The 20,605-nt window shown below is 64.8% G+C and carries 19 protein-coding genes; 8 read left to right on the top strand and 11 right to left on the bottom strand.

The window, feature by feature from the left end:
* Nucleotides 1-201: 201 nt before the first annotated feature.
* On the bottom strand, nucleotides 202-393 hold the full coding sequence (locus tag VF617_RS15420; protein ID WP_331015791.1) for a hypothetical protein: 192 nt from the start codon (nucleotides 391-393) through the stop codon (nucleotides 202-204).
* A 173-nt stretch (nucleotides 394-566) separates the two neighbouring features.
* Between VF617_RS15420 and VF617_RS15415 the strand changes: the two genes are divergently transcribed.
* The 5 genes from VF617_RS15415 to VF617_RS15395 all read left to right on the top strand — a co-directional run bounded on the left by VF617_RS15415 (nucleotide 567) and on the right by VF617_RS15395 (nucleotide 6,875).
* Nucleotides 567-1,880 carry a UDP-glucose/GDP-mannose dehydrogenase family protein gene (locus tag VF617_RS15415; RefSeq protein WP_331015790.1) on the top strand — a complete coding sequence of 438 codons (1,314 nt, stop codon included), beginning with the start codon at nucleotides 567-569 and terminating at the stop codon, nucleotides 1,878-1,880.
* A 71-nt stretch (nucleotides 1,881-1,951) separates the two neighbouring features.
* Nucleotides 1,952-2,908, top strand: coding sequence for a sulfate adenylyltransferase subunit CysD (gene cysD / locus VF617_RS15410; RefSeq protein WP_331015789.1), 957 nt, complete (start codon nucleotides 1,952-1,954; stop codon nucleotides 2,906-2,908).
* Nucleotides 2,905-4,818 (top strand): sulfate adenylyltransferase subunit CysN, encoded by a 1,914-nt coding sequence (gene cysN / locus VF617_RS15405; protein ID WP_331015788.1) that lies wholly within the window; start codon nucleotides 2,905-2,907, stop codon nucleotides 4,816-4,818. Before cysD ends, cysN begins: the two co-directional genes overlap by 4 nt.
* Before the next feature lie 106 nt (nucleotides 4,819-4,924).
* Nucleotides 4,925-5,641, top strand: coding sequence for a 3'(2'),5'-bisphosphate nucleotidase CysQ (locus VF617_RS15400; RefSeq protein ID WP_331015787.1), 717 nt, complete (start codon nucleotides 4,925-4,927; stop codon nucleotides 5,639-5,641).
* A 112-nt stretch (nucleotides 5,642-5,753) separates the two neighbouring features.
* On the top strand, nucleotides 5,754-6,875 hold the full coding sequence (locus VF617_RS15395; RefSeq protein ID WP_331015786.1) for an SET domain-containing protein: 1,122 nt from the start codon (nucleotides 5,754-5,756) through the stop codon (nucleotides 6,873-6,875).
* A 103-nt stretch (nucleotides 6,876-6,978) separates the two neighbouring features.
* On the opposite strand, the gene VF617_RS15390 is transcribed toward VF617_RS15395, so the two are convergent.
* The gene (locus tag VF617_RS15390) at nucleotides 6,979-8,841 is read right to left on the bottom strand and encodes a CHASE4 domain-containing protein (RefSeq protein WP_331015785.1); all 1,863 of its coding nucleotides are present in this window, start codon (nucleotides 8,839-8,841) and stop codon (nucleotides 6,979-6,981) included.
* Between the two features lie 10 nt (nucleotides 8,842-8,851).
* Nucleotides 8,852-10,741, bottom strand: coding sequence for an EAL domain-containing protein (locus VF617_RS15385; RefSeq protein WP_331015784.1), 1,890 nt, complete (start codon nucleotides 10,739-10,741; stop codon nucleotides 8,852-8,854).
* A gap of 350 nt (nucleotides 10,742-11,091) precedes the next feature.
* On the opposite strand from VF617_RS15385, the gene VF617_RS15380 reads away from it, so the two are divergent.
* Genes VF617_RS15380 through VF617_RS15370 form a run of 3 tightly spaced genes read left to right on the top strand, consistent with a single transcriptional unit; the run spans nucleotide 11,092 to nucleotide 14,113 of the window.
* Nucleotides 11,092-13,239, top strand: coding sequence for a PAS domain S-box protein (locus tag VF617_RS15380; RefSeq protein WP_331015783.1), 2,148 nt, complete (start codon nucleotides 11,092-11,094; stop codon nucleotides 13,237-13,239).
* Nucleotides 13,239-13,595, top strand: coding sequence for a response regulator (locus VF617_RS15375; protein WP_331015782.1), 357 nt, complete (start codon nucleotides 13,239-13,241; stop codon nucleotides 13,593-13,595). The genes VF617_RS15380 and VF617_RS15375 overlap by 1 nt, the downstream gene beginning before the upstream one ends.
* Nucleotides 13,592-14,113, top strand: coding sequence for a hypothetical protein (locus VF617_RS15370; RefSeq protein ID WP_331015781.1), 522 nt, complete (start codon nucleotides 13,592-13,594; stop codon nucleotides 14,111-14,113). Before VF617_RS15375 ends, VF617_RS15370 begins: the two co-directional genes overlap by 4 nt.
* Before the next feature lie 22 nt (nucleotides 14,114-14,135).
* Here VF617_RS15370 and glmS read toward each other — a convergent pair whose 3' ends face one another.
* The 8 genes from glmS to VF617_RS15330 all read right to left on the bottom strand — a co-directional run bounded on the left by glmS (nucleotide 14,136) and on the right by VF617_RS15330 (nucleotide 20,592).
* Nucleotides 14,136-15,959: a glutamine--fructose-6-phosphate transaminase (isomerizing) gene (gene glmS, locus VF617_RS15365; RefSeq protein ID WP_331015780.1), complete on the bottom strand. Its 1,824-nt coding sequence runs from the start codon at nucleotides 15,957-15,959 to the stop codon at nucleotides 14,136-14,138.
* A gap of 11 nt (nucleotides 15,960-15,970) precedes the next feature.
* Complete coding sequence (locus VF617_RS15360; RefSeq protein WP_331015779.1) at nucleotides 15,971-16,336, bottom strand: type II toxin-antitoxin system VapC family toxin; 366 nt, start codon at nucleotides 16,334-16,336, stop codon at nucleotides 15,971-15,973.
* Entirely contained in the window at nucleotides 16,333-16,569 is a 237-nt protein-coding gene (locus VF617_RS15355; RefSeq protein ID WP_331015778.1) for a CopG family transcriptional regulator, read from the bottom strand. The genes VF617_RS15360 and VF617_RS15355 overlap by 4 nt, the downstream gene beginning before the upstream one ends.
* Nucleotides 16,570-16,594: 25 nt before the next feature.
* Nucleotides 16,595-17,947, bottom strand: a complete 1,353-nt coding sequence (glmU, locus tag VF617_RS15350; RefSeq protein ID WP_331015777.1) for a bifunctional UDP-N-acetylglucosamine diphosphorylase/glucosamine-1-phosphate N-acetyltransferase GlmU — start codon at nucleotides 17,945-17,947, stop codon at nucleotides 16,595-16,597.
* 64 nt (nucleotides 17,948-18,011) lie between these two features.
* On the bottom strand, nucleotides 18,012-19,001 hold the full coding sequence (locus tag VF617_RS15345; RefSeq protein ID WP_331015776.1) for a nucleotidyltransferase family protein: 990 nt from the start codon (nucleotides 18,999-19,001) through the stop codon (nucleotides 18,012-18,014).
* On the bottom strand, nucleotides 18,998-19,843 hold the full coding sequence (locus tag VF617_RS15340) for an HprK-related kinase A (protein ID WP_331015775.1): 846 nt from the start codon (nucleotides 19,841-19,843) through the stop codon (nucleotides 18,998-19,000). Before VF617_RS15340 ends, VF617_RS15345 begins: the two co-directional genes overlap by 4 nt.
* The gene (locus VF617_RS15335) at nucleotides 19,840-20,106 is read right to left on the bottom strand and encodes an HPr-rel-A system PqqD family peptide chaperone (protein ID WP_331015774.1); all 267 of its coding nucleotides are present in this window, start codon (nucleotides 20,104-20,106) and stop codon (nucleotides 19,840-19,842) included. Before VF617_RS15335 ends, VF617_RS15340 begins: the two co-directional genes overlap by 4 nt.
* Before the next feature lie 87 nt (nucleotides 20,107-20,193).
* Nucleotides 20,194-20,592 carry a hypothetical protein gene (locus tag VF617_RS15330; protein WP_331015773.1) on the bottom strand — a complete coding sequence of 133 codons (399 nt, stop codon included), beginning with the start codon at nucleotides 20,590-20,592 and terminating at the stop codon, nucleotides 20,194-20,196.
* Nucleotides 20,593-20,605 lie beyond the last annotated feature (13 nt).

Below are 20,605 nucleotides of genomic sequence, written 5' to 3'. Positions count from 1 at the left end.
CGATCCCGGTGCTGCGCTGCGCGTAGCTTTCGCCTTTCGCGGTGGAGGACCGATCCTTGCCGACATTGTCAGGGATCTCTAGCCCTGGACCGTTGAAGGAACGGTTAAAGCGGGGCCCCGTGATTACCCGCGCGGCTCCGAACTCCGCAGAAATCCTGATTGATTCATGGCTAATTAGTCTTTAACCATCCGAATCGCGCATCACTGCGCACCGATGGGAGAATACCAATGTTCGCGTTCAACATTCTGTTTCGCGACGGTGCCGGCGGCGAAGACATTCGTCCGTTCTAACCGATCGCCTACTTCCGGGCCGGCGGTGAAGCAGCTTCCATCGAAGCTGCGCTGATCGGCCCGGACGGTTTCCTTTGGGGGGAGCCAAAAAAAGCGGCCCATTGCGGGCCGCTTTTTTATTGGGTGAGAATTAGGCCTGTAACGCAGGAACACTCGTGCGAAGGAGGGGTGGCAGGGACCAACCCCGCAGAGGAGTCGAACGTGAGGCTCGCGACTTTGCTGCGCCGGCCGGCTGCGCTAAGTGCGCGCTTTGATCCATTCCAAGGAATTCCGCGTTGCGTATTGCGATGATCGGCACCGGCTATGTGGGCCTTGTTTCAGGCGCCTGCTTCTCCGACTTCGGCCATGACGTGGTCTGCGTCGATAAGGACCAGCGCAAGATCGACTTGCTCCACCAGAATGTCATGCCGATCTATGAGCCGGGACTCGACGCCCTGGTCGCGTCGAACGTCAAGGCGGGGCGGCTGCACTTCACCACTGACCTCGCCCAGGCCGTTGACGGCGCCGATGCGATCTTCATCGCGGTCGGCACCCCGAGCCGTCGCGGTGACGGACATGCCGACCTTTCCTATGTTTATGCCGCGGCCGAGGAGATAGCCGGCGCGCTTACCGGCCCGGCGGTGATCGTCACCAAATCGACCGTTCCGGTCGGCACCGGCGACGAAGTCGAGCGGATCATCCGCCGGGTGGCGCCCGCCAGCGGTGCGATGGTGGTCTCAAATCCCGAATTCCTGCGCGAAGGCGCGGCGATCGACGATTTCAAGCATCCCGACCGCGTCGTGGTGGGCGCGGAGGATGAAGCCGCGCGCCAGGTGATGCGCGACATCTATCGCCCGCTCTCGCTCAACCAGAATGCTCCGATCCTTTTCACCGGCCGGCGCACGTCCGAACTGATCAAATATGCCGCCAACGCCTTCCTGGCGGTCAAGATCACCTTCATCAACGAGATTGCCGATCTCTGCGAGGAAGTGGGCGCGGACGTGCAGGAAGTGTCGAAGGGCATCGGCATGGACAATCGCATCGGCTCAAAATTCCTCCACGCCGGTCCCGGCTATGGCGGGTCGTGCTTCCCCAAGGACACGCTGGCGCTGCTCAAGACCGCCGCCGACAACGAAACGCCGCTGCGCATCGTGGAGGCGACCGTGCAGGTCAACGACGCCCGCAAGCGCGCAATGGGCCGCAAGGTCATAAAAGCAATGGGCGGCGACGTTCGCGGCAAGACCGTCGGTGTGCTCGGCCTGACCTTCAAGCCCAACACCGACGACATGCGCGACGCGCCAAGCATCTCGATAATCGCGGCGCTGCAGGACGCGGGCGCGACCGTGAAGGCCTATGATCCCGAAGGGGTCGAGCAGGCGCGACCGCTGCTCAACCACGTCGAATTTTCGGACAGCCCCTATGCCGCGGCGGACGGCGCCGATGCGCTGGTGATCGTTACCGAATGGGATGCGTTCCGCGCCCTCGACCTGGGGCGGATCAAGTCATTGCTCAAATCGCCCCTGCTGGTCGATCTGCGCAATATCTACCGGCCCGCCGAAGCCGTAAAAGCTGGCCTTACATTGATCGGGGTGGGCAAGCCGCGCGGCTGACGCCGGGCGAGTATCCCGCGCTAAACATTTACTAGATCGTCTGGGGCCACCGACCTTCCTAAATCGCGGCGATGCTGCACGGCGGGACCATTGCTGGGAATGAGGAAAGCGCGGGCCCCGCGCCCGCGCCCGCGCGCCTCACCCATCTCCAGCGGCTCGAGGCCGAGAGCATCCACATCATGCGCGAAGTGGTGGCCGAGGCCGAGCGCCCGGTGATGCTCTATTCGGTGGGCAAGGACAGCGCGGTGATGCTGCATCTCGCGCGCAAAGCCTTCTATCCCGCGCCCCCGCCCTTCCCGCTGCTGCATGTCGATACGACGTGGAAGTTTCGCGCGATGTACGAGTTGCGCGACCGGGCGGCGGCCGCCGCCGGGATGGAGCTTCTGGTCCACAAGAATCCGGAGGCAGAGCGCCAGGGTATCAACCCGTTCGATCACGGCGCGCTGCATACGGACATGTGGAAGACCGAGGGGCTGAAGCAGGCACTCGACAAATATGGCTTCGATGCCGCCTTTGGCGGCGCGCGGCGCGACGAGGAGAAATCGCGGGCGAAGGAGCGCGTTTTTTCCTTTCGAACCGCATCGCATCGCTGGGACCCCAAGAACCAGCGCCCCGAGCTGTGGCGGCTATACAATGCGCGCAAGGCCAAAAGCGAAAGCATGCGGGTGTTCCCGATCTCGAACTGGACCGAGCTCGACATCTGGCAATATATCCTGGCCGAGGGGATCGAGATCGTCCCGCTCTATTTCGCCGCGCCGCGCCCGACGGTGGAACGCGATGGGCTGCTGTTGATGGTCGACGACGAACGTTTCCGGCTCGCGCCCGGTGAGACTCCGGTCGAGCGATCGGTGCGCTTCAGAACCTTGGGCTGCTATCCACTGACGGGCGCGGTGGAGAGTGAGGCGGATACGCTGGAGGCAGTGATCCGCGAGATGCTGCTGACCACCACTTCGGAGCGCCAGGGCCGCGCGATCGATCACGATCAGGCGGCGAGCATGGAGAAGAAGAAGCAGGAGGGGTATTTTTGACCTCCTACCGCCCCGACGCCCTCATTGCGTCCGACATCTCGGCCTATCTCGCGCTGCATCAAAGCAAGTCGCTGCTGCGCTTCATCACCTGCGGATCGGTGGACGACGGCAAATCGACGCTGATCGGGCGGCTGCTCTACGATTCGAAGCAGATTTTCGAGGACCAGCTCTCCGCGCTCGAATCCGACAGCAGGCGTGTCGGCACGCAGGGCCAGGAGATAGATTTCGCGCTGCTCGTCGATGGCCTCGCCGCCGAGCGCGAGCAGGGCATCACGATCGATGTCGCCTATCGCTTCTTCGCCACCGAGAAGCGCAAGTTCATCGTCGCCGATACGCCGGGGCACGAGCAATATACCCGCAATATGGTCACCGGGGCATCGACCGCAGATCTGGCCGTGATCCTCATCGATGCGCGCAAGGGCGTGCTCACCCAGACGCGGCGGCATTCGCATCTGACCCACCTGCTCGGCATCCGCCACATCGTGCTTGCAGTGAACAAGATGGATCTGGTGGGGTACGACCAGGCAGTGTTCGACCGTATCGTCGGCGACTATCGCGCATTTGCCGAAAGCATGGGGATCGCCGCGTTTACGCCCATCCCGATCTCCGGGTTCAAGGGCGACAATATCACGGGGCTTTCGGGGAACATGCCGTGGTTCGCGGGGCCGGCGCTGATCGGCCATCTGGAGACGGTCGAACTCGATGTGGACGCCGATCGCGCCAAGCCCTTCCGGCTGCCTGTGCAATGGGTCAATCGCCCGAATCTGGATTTCCGCGGTTTTGCCGGGATGATTTCCAGCGGCAGCATCAAGCCGGGCGACAAGGTGCGCATATTGCCCTCGGGACGCACGACCAGCGTGTCGCGGATCGTGGCGCTGGGCGGTGACAGGGCCGAAGCCGTCGCGGGCGAGAGCGTGACGATCACGCTGGCCGACGAAGTCGATTGCTCTCGCGGAGACGTGCTCGCCGCGATGGATGCCCCGCCCCAGGCCGCCGACCAGTTCCAGGCTACGATCGTGTGGATGGACCAGGCCGAATTGCTGCCGGGCCGCGGATATTGGCTCAAGCTCGGCACGCAGACGGTGACTGCGACGGTTCAGCCGCCCAAGCACCTGGTATGCGTCAATTCCAGCGCGGAGCTTTCGGGCAAGACGCTCGAACTCAACGATATCGGGGTGGCGGAAGTCTATACCGACCGGCCGGTCGTGTTCGAGCCGTACGCGGACTCACATGATCTCGGCGGCTTCATCCTGATCGACAAAGCGAGCAACGCCACCGTGGCGGCGGGGATGCTCAATTTCTCCCTGCGCCGCGCGCAGAACGTTCACTGGCAGGCGACCGAGATCAACCGCGAGGCGCATGCCCGCCAGAAGAACCAGTCGCCGCGGCTGTTGTGGTTCACCGGCCTGTCGGGATCTGGGAAATCGACCATCGCCAATCTGGTCGAGCAAAGGCTTCACGCGCTGGGCAAGCACAGCTTCCTGCTCGATGGCGACAATGTCCGCCACGGGCTGAACCGTGATCTGGGATTTACCGATGCGGACCGGATAGAGAATATCCGCCGCGTGGGCGAAGTCGCCAAGCTGATGACCGACGCGGGACTGATCGTGCTCACCGCGTTCATTTCGCCCTTCCGCGCGGAGCGCGAGCTGGTCCGCTCGCTGATGCCAGAGGGCGAGTTCGTCGAGATTTTCATCGATACGCCGCTGGAGGAAGCCGAGCGCCGGGATGTGAAGGGCCTGTACAGAAAGGCGCGGGCGGGAGAGATCGCGCACTTCACCGGCATATCCAGCCCCTATGAAGCGCCGCAGGACCCCGAGATACGAATCGACACGACGCGCATGACCCCCGAAGATGCCGCCGAATGGATCGTCGAGAAGATCATGGGGACGTGGAGTCCGGTGATTTAATGCCCCGTCCGGTGTTTTTTTGTTCCCCTGCGAAAGCAGGGGTCCAGGGCCAGGCAGGGCATCGCCTGTTGCCCTGGACTCCTGCTTTCGCAGGAGCACTAATTCGATGACGGATGCCGCGCTGGCGCGCGCGATCGCCGAGGAGGCCGGCGCGCTGCTGCTGCGCATCCAGGAGGAAGGCGCGGACGGCGCACGCGGCGATCGCGAGGCCAATGCGCTGATCCTGGACCGGCTGCACGCGGCGCGGCCCGATGACGCGATACTGTCCGAGGAGGCGGCGGACGACCCAATCCGCCTGAAGCGCAGCCGGGTGTGGATCGTCGATCCGCTCGACGGGACGCGGGAGTTCGCGGAACACCGCCCCGACTGGGCGGTGCATGTCGCGCTGGCGGTGGATGGAGCAGCGGTCGCTGGCGCGGTGGCGCTGCCCCGGTTGCGCGTCACGCTGTCGAGCGATGCCCCTCCCCTGCTCTGCGGCGGGCGGGTGCCGCCGCGGATGCTGGTCAGCCGTACTCGGCCCAGCGGGCTATGCTCCGATGTCGCGAAGCGGATAGGGGCCGAGCATGTCGCGATGGGGTCCGCGGGCGCGAAGGCCATGGCGGTGGTTCGCGGCGATGCGGAGATTTACCTCCATACCGGGGGGCAGCACCAATGGGACAATTGCGCGCCGGTTGCAGTCGCGCTTGCCGCCGGGCTGCATTGCTCGCGGATCGACGGAAGCCCCATCGTTTACAATCAGCCATCGACCAGCATTCCCGACCTGCTGATCTGCCGCAGGGAATGGTCAGGAATCGTCTTAGAGTCCGTCGCTAACTGCAGTTGATCGATTCGCCGCGACTCGCGGAGTAGCCGCGAGTCGCGGATAGACGGCTGAATCCGAACATGGTAAATGAATCCTTCGGGAGGGCTCCATTTCGGGCATCGACATCTGGTTTGTGCTGGCGGTCGGATTCAGCTTCGCGGGCTATGCGGTGTACCTGCTTGGCCTGCGCCGGCAGCTCGTCCAGCCCAATCGCGCATCCTGGCTGATCTGGAGCGCGGCGACCGGACTGGAGGCGCTGACCTACGCCGCGGTAAATCCGGGCGCGCCGCAGGGCTGGGTGTTCGCGATCTCCGCCATCGCCTGCATCATCGTGACGATCGGGATCTGGAGCCGCTCGTCCTGGTCACCGCCCACCGCGACCGAGACCTTCTGCATCGCCGCGAGCATGACCGCTTTGGTGCTCTGGCTGGTCTTCCGCGAGGCCTTCTGGGCGCACATGCTCGTCGTGCTCGCAGTGCCGGTAAGCTTCTGGCCGACCTGGCAGAGCGTGGTCACCGATCGAGCGCGCGAGCGTTCGCCCGCATGGGGGCTCTGGACCTTCGGCGACTTGGCCACGCTGTTCGTCGCGGTGCGCGGTGTCGAGCTGGGGGTGGCCGAACTCGGCTATGTGATCGTCGAGTTCCTTTGCCATGCCAGCGTGTGGCTGATGATCGGGCTGGCGACGATCAACCCGCTGCGCTCGTTCGGCGCGCGGCGCGGCCCGTTGCGGATTTTCGACCGATACCGCCCTTCGAACAGCCTCTTCAAAGTCGGTGAGAACCATCTGGGCAAGGCGGTTTTCGCCGCCGCTCCGCTTGCCGAAGGGGATATGCTGATCGAATTCACGGGCCGGCGCTTCCACGCCGATCGCGTGCCCAGCCTGATGCGCGGCAATGGCGACCGCTTCGTCCAGGTGACTCCCGATCATTATATGGGGCCTAGCGGACGCATCGACGATCTGGTCAACCATAGCTGTGCGCCCAATGCGGGGCTGCGCTTCACCGATGAAGGCATCTACCTGGTCGCCGTGCGCGCGATCGCGCCGGGCGAGGAGATCAGCTGGGACTATTCGACGACGCTGAGGGAATCGAACTGGCACATGATCTGTCAGTGCCGCGCGCCCGAATGCCGCCGGGTGATCGCCAATTTCGATGCGCTTGATCCGGACCGGCAAGAGTGGTTCCGGGCTCGGAACCTGGTGGCGCCGTATCTGCGGCGGAAGGACGACGTGGTCGTCAGGAGGAAGGCCGGCTAATATCCCTCTCCCACTTGGGAGAGGGAGGGAGGCGCGAAGCGCCGGAAGGGTGAGGGCAGCTGTCTTGCCCTCACCCTTCCCTCTCCCAAGTGGGAGAGGGAGATCACGCCGCTTCGGCTTCGCTCGCCGTCATCATCGCCGCCCGACCCAGGGTGAGCACGGCGCGCGCGCCGAGGCCCTTGCCGTCACTGCGCAACTCCAGGCTGCCGTCCATGGCCAGCATCGAGTTGGCGCACCAATGCAAGCCAAGGCCGCCGGATTTGTGCGCACGTGTCGAGTAGCCGCGCTGGAAGAGCGTGGGGGCGGTCGCGGGATCGAAGCCTTCGCCGTCGTCGCGGATGACGATCTCCACTCGCTCGTCCCTGTCGTGGATCGTCACCGAGATGCTGCCGCTGGTGCGGCCCGTGGCGGCGATCGCTTCGGCGGCATTGGAGAAGAGATTGCCGACGACCTGCGACAGGATCACGCGGCTGGCCATCACCCAATGCGGCTTGCCGGGGAAAGCGAAGGCGATCGAGATGTCGCCCGAATAGCGCGCGATCGTGGCGTTTTGCGCGACGATATCGGTGATGTCGCAAGCATCGAGCGGCGGGCGCTCGTGCGCGGCTTCCTGTTGGGTGCCGATGATTTCGAGAACGTGGTGGAGCGCCTCGCGGCCGATGGCGAGCTGCTGCTTGCGATGCTCGCGCTCGTCCTCGAACGCCTGATTGGCGGCGGCGGCGAAGGCGACCAGTTTCTGGCGGCGCACGGGCGGCACGTCATCCTTGGCAAGCTCGGAGAGCGCGCGATCGAGCGTGACGCGATCGATCCCGCCTTCGCGGTTCGCGCCTTGGCTCAGGACCGTGCTGATCGGGTTGAGCGCGTTGCGGACGTTGTGCATCACGGCGACCGCGCTCTCGCTGCGGCCGAGCGCGAAGCTCTGGCTTTCGAGCTGCTCGCGCAAATCCTTCAACTGGGCGAGCATCGAATTGAAGCTGGAGACCAGGCTGCCGATCTCGTCCTGGCTCTGACCATCGGTGAGCAGGCTGAGATTGCCCGATTGGCGGACCAGCCCCATGTGGCGCTCGACGCGATTGAGTGGCTTGAGCACCAGCCGCGCGATCATCCGGCGCAGGACCCACAGAACGACCGCGAGCAACAGAGACGATCCGATCACTGCGATCACCAGCATCTGCATGCCGAGCCCGGAAAGGTCGCGCGGCACCGAATAGGCCGCGCTGGCGATCGCGCTTCCGTCCGGGCCGGGAATAGGCACGCCGATCTGAATGCGCGAGCGGCTGGGCGTGATCGTGACCTCCTTGGACCGGCTCGCCAGATCCAGGCCCGCCTTGAGTTGGAGCAGGTTGCTCAGCTGGGACGAGGTGATCGCGCGCGCCATCAAGACATAGCCGCGTGGATCCCCGCTGCCGTCGCTGCGGCGCACCTGCGCGACGCCCACCGCGGCAAGGGCGCCACCGAGTTTGAGGTAGAAGCCCGCCGAGCTATTGGACTTGAGCGCCTTTTTCACATCGAGCCGCTGGATCGCCTGGGTAAGCTGGTTCCGCATCGCGGGAACATCGGCTTCCCTCTCGATATCCAGCCAGCGCGCGATCAGGATGCGCCCGTCATTGCCGACATAGGCCATGCCGTTGACGTCGAGATTGACCATCGCGAGCGTCGAGAAGCTTTCCTCTTCGAACGCCTTGCTGGGCGCGGCCATGTAATCGTAGCTCGAATTCCAGTCCCCATAGTCGCGGACGGCATTCTCGACCTTGGCGGTAAGATCGTGGACCACGGCTTCGGTGCGCGCGACATGGCCATCGACCGCGCTCTTTTCGAGGCGGTTGAAATTGGGCGTGATGACGGTGGCGAGGAACACGGTCAGCGCCAGGGCGCCGAGCAGCCCGACACCGGTCAATATCAATACGAGCTTGGCGCCGAGCGAGGCCGGCGCGCGGAGGCGCCTGGGGCCAGGGTGTGTACTCATACCCTCAGCATCAGCCGTGGGTCCCGTTACCCGGTTCCCGTTCGTCCGCGCCCTGCTGAGCCTCGTCGAGCATGGTCCCCCGCCGCGCGAGCACGAGCGCATCTTCGGCGTCCATCGGCCGGGCGAGATAATAGCCCTGCAAATGGCTGCAACCGGCAACGCGGAGCGCCTGGAGCTGCGCTTCGGTCTCGACGCCTTCGGCGACGACTTCCATCCCCAAGGCGCGGCCGAGATGGATGATCGAGTGTACGATCGCCGCGCTTTCCCGCTCGCGACCCATGCCATCGACGAAGCTGCGGTCGATCTTGAGGCAATCCAGCGCGAAGCGACGGATGTTGTAGAGACTGGAATAGCCGGTGCCGAAATCGTCGAGGGCGATACGAAACCCCATCTGGCGCAGCTTGAACAGGGTCTCCGCCGCGCGCTCGACATTGTCGAAGATCGCGGTCTCGGTGATCTCGATCTGGAAGCGATTGGGGTTCACGCCCGCGTTGGTGACGCGCTCCACGATATGGCCGATGAAATTGTGCCGGCGGAACTGGCGCGGGCTGAAATTGACCGAGACATATTGATCCGGCCAAGTCTGCAGCGTCTTGACCGCTTCATCGATCACCCAGTCGCCAAGCTCGTGGATGAGATTTGATTCCTCGGCGATCGGAATGAACATGCCCGGCGAGACCATGCCATATTCGGGGCTGGACCAGCGGACGAGCGCTTCGAAGCCGGCCACTTCCAGCCCTTCGCGCGCGACGATCGGCTGGAATACCAGCTTGAGCTCGCCCTTCGCGATGGCTTCGGAGAGCCCGCCTTCGATCTGGCGGCGGAACTGGATCGATTCGTCCATATTGTCGTCGAACACGCGAACGCACCCGCGGCCCTGGCGCTTGGCTTCGTTGAGCGCGAGATCGGCGCGGCGCATGACATCGATGGGATCGGCGATCGTGCCGGGATCGACGACCATGAGACCCACGGATGCGCCGCCCTGGACCGAATGGCCGAGCACCTTGAAGGTGACGGTGCACGCCTTGAGCAGGCGCTCGCACAACATCACCGCTTCGTCCTCCCCGGTGACCTGCATCAGCATCGCGAATTCATCGCCTCCCAGCCGCGCGACGAAGCCGCCGGGGGGGACATTCCTGTGGAGTATTTCGCAGACCATGCGGATCAGCTCGTCGCCGGCGTGGTGGCCGAGCGTGTCGTTGACGAGCTTGAAGCGATCCAGGTCCATCATCGCCATCGCGAAGCACTGGTCGCCCTTCACTGCCTGGCCGAGTTCGTGGAGGAAGGAGAGCCGGTTCGGCGCGTCGGTGAGCGAATCGTGGTTGGCCATGTGGACCGCACGCGATTCATTGGCGGCGAGCTCGAGCTTCTGCTCTTTGAGCAATTCGATCGCGCTGTGCAGCTCGCCATCGACATGCCAACGATGGCCCAGCGCAGTCGCGGTTTGGATGACCTCTTCGGCCTGGAAGGGCTTTGCGATGTAGAATATCTTGTCGGCCGGCCCGGCGGCGCGGCTGATATCGAGCGGCGAGAAATCGGAATAGCCGGTCACGATCACCAGATTGATATCTGGATCGAGCGCGCGGATGCGCTTCGCGGTTTCCTTGCCGTCGATGCCCGGCGGCATGCGCACGTCGATGAAAGCCACGGCGAAGCGCTCGCCGGTTTCGATCGAAGCCTTGACCGCTTCGACGGCGTCGAGGCCCTGCATGTGATAGCTGCATTCGAAATCGACTGACTGGTCCTCGGCGGCCGCGGTCGCATCGTCGGAATCGTCGCCGAAGAGCTCGGCAGCCATCGCTCCCAGAGCGGCGTCGGCGCCGTTGGTGCGGTCGCCGCCGAAGCACTGGCGATACGATTGATGCATCGCCGGCTCGTCGTCCACGATCAAAATGCGCACGAAAATTCCCCTGATGGACAGGCAATAAGAGGTAAGCAGATAGCGTTAAGGAGGGGTAAAAAGGGCGCTCCATCCGCGGCGAAGCGCGGGATGCGACAGGCAAATGGCGGGTCCGCATTTTACCGGAATATCTGCCTGAGCCGGTGGCCGCCTATAGGCGTTGCACGACGCCCTTCGCCAGGGAGTCCTGTAATGCGTATTGCCTGCGGCCGCTCCTCGCCCGGAGACGCCGCAGGAGTAAGCCGAAGCCGCTGGACGATCCCTCTCGCGGCTTCGGCTTCATCCCCGTTGATTCCATTGACGTTACGGCTAGTTATGGCCGCGATGCACTTTCGCGCCCGCTTCCGCACATGACCGGCCCCGGGGGCGCGCACGCGCCGCTTCCCGTTGGGGAGGACGAATTTCGACTGATTGCGGACAGCGCGCCGGTGGCGGTGTGGGTGACCCAGCTCGATCGCAAGCGCAGCTTCGTCAATCGGGCCTATGTGGACTTCGTCGGCGTTTCCTATGACGACGCCGTCGATTTCGACTGGCGCACCATCCTTCATCCCGACGATGCGGCGCGCGTGATGGCGGAATCGATCGCCGGTGAGGCCAGCCTCGAAACCTTCTCCCTGGAGGCCCGCTATCGCCGTGCGGACGGCGCCTGGCGCTGGCTGAACTCGACATCGCAGCCGCGCAGGGACGCCTCAGGCGCGCATATCGGCTTCATCGGCGTAGCGCACGACGTTACGGAGGCAAAGGAAGCCGAAATCGCCTTGCGCGACCGCGAGGCGCAGCTCTCCGCATTCATCAATCAGACGACCGCGGGCTTTGCGCAAGTCGATCTGACCGGGCGTTTTACGCTGGTAAACGAGCGCTTCTGCGAAATCGCGGGCTGGAGTCGCGACGAATTGATGGCGCGCACGATGCAGTCGATCACGCATCCCGACGACGTCGGCCGCAATGTGCGCCTGTTCGAACGGGCGGTGGCGGCGGGCACGCCTTATACCCATGAAAAGCGCTATATCGGCAAGGACGGCCGGGTCGCATGGGTCAACAATTCGGTCGCGGTGATCCGGCAGCAGAGCGGCGAACCGTTCGGCGTCCTCGCAGTGACGCTCGACGTGACGCAGCGGCGCGCGGCGGAGAATGACCTGCGCAAGAGCGAGGAGAGCCTGCGCCTCGCCACCGAAAGCGCGGGGATGGCGACGTGGGAACTCGATCTCGAGACGATGGGCGGGGAATGGTCGCGCAACCGCTTCGACCTGCTCGGGATAGAGCCCCGCCCAGACTTGCACGGGACCTTCGAGGAATGGCTCGACCGCGTCCACCCTGAAGACCGCGCGAGGGCTGAGACGGCGGCGACCAGGTGCTTCAAAACGGGAGCCGCCTACACGATAGAATACCGCATCCGCCGCGCCAGCGACGGAGCCGAGCTATGGCTCCAAAGCCATGGCAGCCGGATCGATTACGAGGACGGCCGCCCCAGCCGCTTCGTGGGCATTTCATTCGACATAACCGAGCGGCGACGTGCCGAGGAATTGCTGCGCGACAGCGAAATCCGCTTCCGCACCATCTTCGAGCAGGCCAACGACTATATCCTCACATCCGACCTTGATCAGCGTATCACATCCGTGAATCCGGCTGTGGAGACGGCGCTCGGCTACACCGAACAGGAAGTGCTGGGCCACTCGTTCGCGGAATTTCTGGATCCCGACCAGTTCGAACAGACCACAGCGATGCTGATGCACAAGCTGGGCGCGCGCGGGACCACCCGCCATACGATCCGCGTTAGAACCCGCGATGGCCGCCAATTGGTGTGGGAAGTGAGTTCGCGGCTGATCGAGGACATGGACGGCAAGCCGACGGGCCTGCACGCCATTTGCCGCGATGTGACCGAGGCCAAGCGCGCCGAGGCGCATTTGCGGCTGCTGATCGACGAACTCAACCACCGCGTGAAAAACACGCTCGCGATCGTGCAGGGGATCGCGCAGCAAAGCTTCAAGGACGACATGGACCCGCCCACGGCGCGACGCGCCTTCGAGGGGCGGCTGGCGGCGCTTTCGGAAGCGCATAATCTGCTGACGCGCGAGCATTGGGGGCTGGTTTCCATGACGCAGGTGATCGGCGACGCAGTGGCGCCGCATGCGGGCGGGCCGGATCGCTTCGCGCTCGACGGGCCAGATCTGGCGATCATGCCCAAGACCGCGATCAGCCTGGCGCTGGCGATCCATGAGCTGGCGACCAATGCAGTGAAGCACGGCGCGTTGTCGCGGCCGGAGGGCCGGGTCCAAATCCGCTGGGCGCGGGTAATGGGCGAAAGCGCGCCTCGGCTCTCGCTTAGCTGGGAGGAAAGCGGTGGGCCGCCCGTGCAGGCACCGCAGCGCCGTGGTTTCGGCACCCGAATGATCGAGCGCGGGCTGGCGGCCGAATTGGGCGGAACCGTGCGGATCGATTTCCGCGCGGAAGGCGTGGTCTGCACGGTCGATGCCCCGCTTCCGGAGGGGGCGGAGTGATGTCGCTCGCCGGGCTGCGCGTGCTGGTCGTCGAGGATGAGCCGGTGGTGGCGATGTGCCTGGAAGATATGCTGGAGGAACTGGGCTGCGTGACCGTGGGGCCGGCCAGCCGCCTTGCCGAAGGGCTCGCGCTGGCCGAGCGGGAAATGATCGACGCGGCGATCCTGGACATCAATCTGGCCGGCGAGCGCAGCAACACGATCGCCGATGCGCTGCGCGCCCGCGACGTGCCGTTCGCCTTCGCCAGCGGCTATGGCGCCCCGCCCGAAGGCTATGGCGCGCCGATGATCGAAAAGCCCTATCGCGCCGCGGATATAAGCGGTGCGCTGACCAGGCTGTTGGGAGAGCCGCAATGATCCTTTCGCTCGCGCTGCTTGCCCTTGCCCCCGATCCCTTTCCGGCGCCCCGGACACCGACGGCAGTGCTGCAAATCTCCTGCCGTCAGGGCGAGTGCCGGTGGCAGAAAATCCAGCGCATCGAGCGCATGCGCGGCGGCAACGGCGAAGTGCTGCGCAAGCTGACGAGCCGCGCCGGCATGTCGGTTCACTTGAACGGACGGATTCCGGCGCGCTATTCTCCGCGCCTGCGGATTGAATGGGAGCGAGCGCCCAAGATCGAATATGTACTGTACTCGAAGCGCCGCCCGACGACCATATTCGGGAGCGCGGACAGCGAGTTCGTCGTCACTCGGCTCGGGCTCGGCGATATGGCCGGTTACGAATATGCCGGCGGCACGCTCTACATGCAGATCTGCCACAATATTGCGCCAAGCCGCTGGACAGAGAGACAGATCCAGAAACTGGGCTACGGCAAAAAACGCGGCGTCCAGGACCGCTACCCGACACTGGCGGAAGCGCTCGCGGCGCTTCGGTGATCTGATGCCTTAGTCCGCTACGCTACTCGACCGTAACCGACTTCGCCAGATTGCGCGGCTGATCGACATCGGTGCCCCGGGCGACCGCAACATGATAAGCGAGGAGCTGCACTGGCACGGCATAGACGAGCGGCGCGATCAGCGGATGGACGCTGGGCATCTCGATCGTCGCCACGGCGTCGTCCCCGGCCTGCGCCAGCCCCTCCGCATCCGAAATCAGCACCACACGCGCGCCGCGCGCCTTGGCCTCCTGCATGTTCGACACGGTCTTGTCGAACAGCGGACCCGAGGGCGCGAGGACGATCAGAGGCACATGCTCGTCGATCAGCGCGATCGGACCGTGCTTCATCTCGCCCGAGGCATAACCCTCTGCATGGATGTAGCTGATTTCCTTGAGCTTGAGCGCGCCTTCCAGCGCCAGCGGATAATCGGGGCCGCGGCCGAGATAGAGCACGTCGCGCGCCTCCGCGATGGTGCCTGCCATCGCCTGAATTTCTTCGTCATGCGAAAGCGCGGCGTTGATCGCGGCCGGCGCTTCGACCAGGTGGCCGACGATCTCGCGCTCTTCCTCGGCGGAAAGCTTGCCCTTGGCGCGCGCGAGATTGACCGCGAGCGCGGCCATCACGGCGAGCTGGCAGGTGAACGCCTTGGTGGATGCAACGCCGATTTCGGGACCCGCATGCGTCGAGAGCAAAAGATCGACCTCGCGCGCCATCGAGCTGGTCGGCACATTGATGATGCCCGTGGTGGTAAGGCCGGCAGCCTTCATGTGCTTGAGCGCCGCCAGCGTATCCGCGGTCTCGCCCGACTGGCTGACGACGACGCCCAGGGTATTCGGCAGGAGGACCGGATCGCGGTAACGGAACTCGCTGGCGACATCGACTTCGACCGGCAGCCGCGCCCAGCGCTCGATCCAATATTTGCCGATCATGCCGACATAGCTTGCGGTGCCGCACGCGACGATCGTGATCCGCTCGATGCTGGACAAGTCGAAGCTCATGTCGGGCATCGCCACCATCTGCTCGACCGGGCGGATATAGGATTGCAGGGTCTGCGCGACGACGACGGGCTGCTCGTAGATTTCCTTGAGCATGAAATGCGCGTGGTTGCCCTTGTCGATCGCCTCCGCGGTCGCGCCCGACTGGACGATCGGGCGCTCGACGGGAGCATTGTGGCGGTCGAACACTTCGATGCTGGTGCGCGTGACGACGGCCCAGTCGCCTTCGTCGAGATAGGCGATGCGCTGGGTGAGCGGCGCGAGCGCATGCGCATCCGAGCCGAGGTAATTCTCGCCTTCGCCATAGCCCACGGTGAGCGGCGCGCCCAGCCGGGCGCAGATCAGCATGTCGGGCTCGTCGCGAAACAGGAACGCCACCGCGAACGCGCCGTGCAGGCGGGGCAGCACATCCGCGACGGCCTGACGCGGAGAGGAGCCGCGCTTCAGCTCGCGATCCACCAGATGCGCGACGACTTCGGTGTCGGTCTGGCTCCTGAACTCGCGGCCATCCGCGATCAGCTCGTCGCGCAGCGGCTTGAAATTCTCGATGATGCCGTTGTGGACGATGGAGACGTCGCCGACGATGTGCGGATGGGCATTGTCTTCAGTGGGCGCGCCATGCGTCGCCCAGCGCGTGTGCGCGATGCCGATATGGCCCGGCAGCGGCTTTTCAACGAGGCGGACGCCGAGATTGAGCAATTTGCCCTCGGCGCGGCGGCGGTCGATCTCGTTATCGTGGAGCGTGGCGATACCGGCGGAATCATAGCCGCGATATTCGAGCCGCTTGAGCCCGTCGAACAGCCGCTGGGCCACGTCGCGGGTTCCGACAATTCCGACGATTCCGCACATCTTCGAATTTCCTAAAGCGTGTAGGGCACGCGAATACCAGGCAGGTCTGCCGGAAAATCCTTTGTATTTCGTGTTACCAGCACCCCGCCATTGACCTGGGCAGTAGCGAGGATGATCGCATCGAGCAGCTTTATGCGTGTTCGATGCCGGATGTCCGCGGCGACCGCCGCGATACGCTCATCGAGCTCCACCACTTCGAACTGGCGGATCATCCATTTGATGCGATCGCGCGATTCCTCGCTCTCCCCCGCAAGTATCTCGCTCCAGGCAATGCGGCTGATGCGGTGCTTCTGATATCCGGCGAGTTCTCGAGCGGCTTCAGGTCGCCGGCGCAGCCAATCGATGACGATATTAGTGTCGAAGAAGGGATCGCTCACGAATCTTCGCGGTCACGGCGCATATCGCGCTGGTATTCCACTGCATCGCCAATATCGTCGCGGTCTTTCCAATATCCGAAGCCCTCGCCAAAGATCCACGAATTGTCGATCGCTTCGCGCAAATGATGTTCCACGGCGTCGCGAATCTCGGCGGCCCGCGACCGTTTGGACTTCGCCGCCAGCGCATCGAGCTTGCGGACATGGTCTTCCGGAATATCTACCAGCGTGCGCATAACGCCTAGATATCACTCCGTGATATCACTTTCCAGCCTTCTTTGCTTTCATCGCTTCCCGGAAGCGCATCGCCCAGCCCGGCTTGGTTTCCTGTTTCGCGCGCCCCAGCCCCAGCGCGTTCGCCTCGACATCGCGGGTAACCACCGATCCCGCGGCGACGATCGCTCCGTCGCCGATCTTCACGGGCGCGACGAGTGCGCTGTTCGATCCGATAAAGGCGCCGTGACCGATCTCGGTGCCGTATTTGAAGAAGCCGTCATAATTGCAGGTAATCGTACCCGCGCCGATATTCGCGCCCGCGCCGACCTTGGCGTCGCCGAGATAGGTCAGGTGGCTGGCCTTGGCGCCGGGGCCGAGCGTCGATTTCTTCATTTCGACGAAATTGCCGACCTTGGATCCCTGCTCCATCACCGATCCGGGCCGCAGCCGGGCATAGGGGCCGACTTCCGACCTGGACATCAGCGTCGCGCCCTCGATATGGCAGAAAGCCCGGATGGTGACGCGGTCGGCGATCTCCACGCCCGGCCCGAAGAACACGTTCGGCTCGATCACGACATCGCGGCCCAGCCTGGTATCGTGTGAGAACCACACCGTATCTGGGGCGATCAGCGTGGCGCCGTCCGCCATTGCCTGGGTGCGGCGGGCGCGCTGCCAGACTAGTTCGGCACCGGCGAGTTCGGCGCGGCTGTTGATACCCAGCACTTCGGCCTCCGGCGCCGCGATCACTACGGGCGTCTCCCCGTCACCAAGCGCGAGCATGACGATGTCCGGCAGATAATATTCGCCCGCCGCATTGTGGTTGCCGACCCGCTCCAGAAGTGGCCACAGGTCGCGCGTGCGCACCGCGGTGACGCCGGAATTGCACAGCCGCTCGGCACGTTGCTCAGGGGTGGCGTCCTTAAATTCGACCATCTTGAGGATGCGGCCATCACTGTCGGCAATGACCCGGCCGTAAGCGGCGGGGTCCACGGGTCGGAAACCCAGCACGACGATGGGGGGCTTGTCCCGGGCTTCGAGCCGCTCGACCATGCGCGTGATGGTGTCGGTGCGAAGGAAAGGCACGTCGCCGAAGCAGATGATCGCGACGCCATCGAAATCGGCGAGCGCCGCTTTCGCCTGGAGTGCAGCATGCGCGGTTCCGAGCTGATCCGACTGGACAACAGTGCGCACGCCAAGCGTCTCGACAGCGGCCTCGACCTGCTCGCGAAGCGATCCGACCACCACAACGCGCTCGCTCGCACCCGCCGCATCGAAACTGTCAATCAAGTGCAGCAGCATCGGCCGCCCCGCGATCGGATGCAGCACCTTGTGCGTATCGGATTTCATTCGCGTGCCCTTGCCCGCGGCAAGGATGATCGCGGCGATGGCGTGCGTCATGAAGGCCCCTCTTGCGACGCGGTTACGCCGATAGTCTTGCTATTTCCATAGCGATCCTGCCGCGTCAGCCGCCCTTGCGCCATTTGGCCCACAGATGCCGGGCGAGCAGCAAGGGAGGCATGCGGAGCCAGTGCGAGCGAATGTAGAAAGCGAGGCGAGTGAGCCTGGTAGTGGGGCGGCCCCAGCCGTCTCGCGCGGTCAGGCGGCGCAGGTATAGCCGGTCGCCCCATCCCCCTGCAGTGCCGGCCAGGGGCGGCGGGCCGTAAAGCGCCTGAGCGAGCCGAACCGCGCGGCTCATCGCGCCGGCCAGGCCGTGATGCGCCGCTCGCGCTTCCAGCCCCTCCACGCCGAATTCCTCGATCAGGCAATGCACGTCCCACAGGTTGCGCATCCCGCCCGCCAGGTCGCCATCGGCGAAAAGGTGCGCGGCGGCGTGGCAAAGCATGTCGTTGGAGTTGAGGATGCGCAGGCCGTTTTCGAGCGGCGCGCTATCGGCGAGCAGGGCCCGCGCATCCGGCGTGATCCGCGCGGTGAGCGGCAGGATCGTGTGGTGCACGTCGATCATCCGGTCGCGCTCGCGGTGGATGAGCGGCGGCAGTTCGTGCATCCATCGCCGGTAATAGGCGTCGTCATAGGGATCCGGCTTCACCCATTCCCAGCCCGCGGCTAGCAGCAGCGCTTCGGCCTCCTCGATGCGTTCGCGGGGAACGAGAATGTCCAGATCACCGATCGAACGGCCCCTGCCCGCCTGGAGGCCCGCGGCGATGAATGCAGTGCCTTTCAGAAGCACGACCGGCATGTCGCCGAGCGCGCGCCGTGCCATTTCGGCTTCCCACAAGGCCGCGGTGCGGCCTTGTTCGGCGGAAGCGATCGCGTCGCGGACGATACGCTCGGCTTCCCCAGGCATCGGCAGCCCCTGGAGCCTTACCGCCAGAGTGCCTATCAGTTGCTCGGAACGCGCGACCGCGAACAATGCTGTCCACTCGGCGAGACCCAGCCGCGTGGAACCAGCAGGGTCGCGGAGCATCTCGGCCAGGAGCAGCGCCGGGCTCATGCCAGCCGCTCCACCATCTCGATCGCGGTATCGGTGTCGGGATAGTCGATCGCGCGCGCCGGCACGTCGCTGACCAGCCGAGTGAGGGCATCGAAGCCGCGCTCGGCGAGATTGACGTAATTGGTGGAGGCCTGGGTGAGACGCACAAAGGCTTCGCTGGGCGGCACCGGGCGCTCGGCGGCATCGAAGCCGAAGCGCGGGAAGAGGATGAGAGACGGTGTGGCGGGCTCGGCCATGGCGGCGATTGCGCGCGCATCGGGCACGATGTGGCGCAACGTGCCTTTGGGCGTGCCGGTCAGGCGCGGCCCGAAGCGGGCATTGGGCAGCAGAGCCTCGACCACGGGGATCGCTTCGTTCTTGAGGCTTATCAGCCGAGGGAAGGCGTAAGCCAGGCCCGTTTCCGGCTCGATCAGAATGAACTCGTCCCCCATCAGCCGCCATCCGCGCGCCATCAGCAGGGCCGCCAGCGTGGATTTTCCCGCGCCCGAAATGCCCGTCATCAGCACCGCGCGCCCGTCGCGCTCCACTCCGGATGCGTGCAGCAACAGATAGCCGCGCGCGCCCAGCGCCATCTGGAGGTTCATTCCCATCTCGGCGGCGAGCAGGCCTTGGGCCAGAGGCAGAGGCGCGGCGTCGGGAATGACGAAATCGCCCCCGATATGCACCGATGGTCGGAGGAATTTACGCCACGGCCGGGCAGCGAAGAGGTGAACGTTGAAATCCGGGATCTGGGGCTTCGGATAGTCGCGGTAAAGGTCCTTAAGGGTTGCGATCGGCCCGCGCCAATCACTGCCGATGCGGAAACCGATCGGGCCGATGTGGAGCGAAGTGACGTGCTTCATAGGCGCTCGACCAGCCCCGCGGTGGCCAACTCATCGAGGCGGACGGCGAGCGCCAGCGGGTCCGCGTCCAGCAGATCATATTCCGCCGCGAGTCTGGCCAGCAGCGCATCGACGCTCAGCGGCTCGGCCAGCGCCTCCAGAATTTCCGGCACGGGCGCATCGACGACATGGGTGATGCCGGATGCGCGGTGATAGATCAGCGTGAGCGCGTCGAGCGGGACGATGCGCAGCGTTTCCGGGCTTGCGGCGCGGTATTGCGTCATGCGTTGTCCCTCCCCCGCTCGTGCTGAGCCTGTCGAAGCACCGTTTCAGAAGACCCTTCGACAGGCTCAGGGTGAGCGGAGATTGGATCAGCCGCGCGGCATTTGCAGCGATGCGAAACAGGTAAAGCCGCTGGTGCCCGATTGCAGCCGGCGAATGTAATTGGTGTAGGCTCGGCTGCGCTCGTAATCGGCGCCCGGCAGCGTGCCGCCATTGAGCGCGCGCTTCACGTCCTCGGCCTTGTAGGCGACGCCCGGCGGCGGGAACGCGCCGGCGGTGCCCGAGGGAACCAGGCTGCCATCGGCGGCGATATAACTGCCGGCGCGGCCCGGATCAGGCACCGGTATCTCACAGTTCATCACCGAAGCGCTGGTTTGCGCCAGCGCCGGGCGGATCGAGACGATCGCCGAAGCGCTCGCCGCGCCCAGCATAAGAGCGCGCCTGCTCGCTTGGGGGCTGGCCTTAGGTGCCTGGGGTTCGTCGGTCATAGCGCATTGTCCT

The sequence above is a fragment of the Sphingomonas sp. genome, assembly GCF_036388215.1.
GTDB lineage: Bacteria > Pseudomonadota > Alphaproteobacteria > Sphingomonadales > Sphingomonadaceae > Sphingomonas.
Note: the sequence above shows the minus strand (reverse complement) of the source record. Positions and strands in the feature narration are given on the sequence as shown.

Excerpts from the sequence above, each read along its gene's own strand:
- VF617_RS15420 (WP_331015791.1), bottom strand. The coding sequence starts at position 393 with ATGGGCCGCTTTTTTTGGCTCCCCCCAAAGGAAACCGTCCGGGCCGAT.
- cysD (WP_331015789.1), top strand. The coding sequence starts at position 1,952 with ATGCTGCACGGCGGGACCATTGCTGGGAATGAGGAAAGCGCGGGCCCC.
- VF617_RS15400 (WP_331015787.1), top strand. The coding sequence starts at position 4,925 with ATGACGGATGCCGCGCTGGCGCGCGCGATCGCCGAGGAGGCCGGCGCG.
- VF617_RS15390 (WP_331015785.1), bottom strand. The coding sequence starts at position 8,841 with ATGAGTACACACCCTGGCCCCAGGCGCCTCCGCGCGCCGGCCTCGCTC.
- VF617_RS15380 (WP_331015783.1), top strand. The coding sequence starts at position 11,092 with ATGACCGGCCCCGGGGGCGCGCACGCGCCGCTTCCCGTTGGGGAGGAC.
- VF617_RS15375 (WP_331015782.1), top strand. The coding sequence starts at position 13,239 with ATGTCGCTCGCCGGGCTGCGCGTGCTGGTCGTCGAGGATGAGCCGGTG.
- VF617_RS15370 (WP_331015781.1), top strand. The coding sequence starts at position 13,592 with ATGATCCTTTCGCTCGCGCTGCTTGCCCTTGCCCCCGATCCCTTTCCG.
- glmS (WP_331015780.1), bottom strand. The coding sequence starts at position 15,959 with ATGTGCGGAATCGTCGGAATTGTCGGAACCCGCGACGTGGCCCAGCGG.
- VF617_RS15355 (WP_331015778.1), bottom strand. The coding sequence starts at position 16,569 with ATGCGCACGCTGGTAGATATTCCGGAAGACCATGTCCGCAAGCTCGAT.
- glmU (WP_331015777.1), bottom strand. The coding sequence starts at position 17,947 with ATGACGCACGCCATCGCCGCGATCATCCTTGCCGCGGGCAAGGGCACG.
- VF617_RS15345 (WP_331015776.1), bottom strand. The coding sequence starts at position 19,001 with ATGAGCCCGGCGCTGCTCCTGGCCGAGATGCTCCGCGACCCTGCTGGT.
- VF617_RS15340 (WP_331015775.1), bottom strand. The coding sequence starts at position 19,843 with ATGAAGCACGTCACTTCGCTCCACATCGGCCCGATCGGTTTCCGCATC.
- VF617_RS15335 (WP_331015774.1), bottom strand. The coding sequence starts at position 20,106 with ATGACGCAATACCGCGCCGCAAGCCCGGAAACGCTGCGCATCGTCCCG.
- VF617_RS15330 (WP_331015773.1), bottom strand. The coding sequence starts at position 20,592 with ATGACCGACGAACCCCAGGCACCTAAGGCCAGCCCCCAAGCGAGCAGG.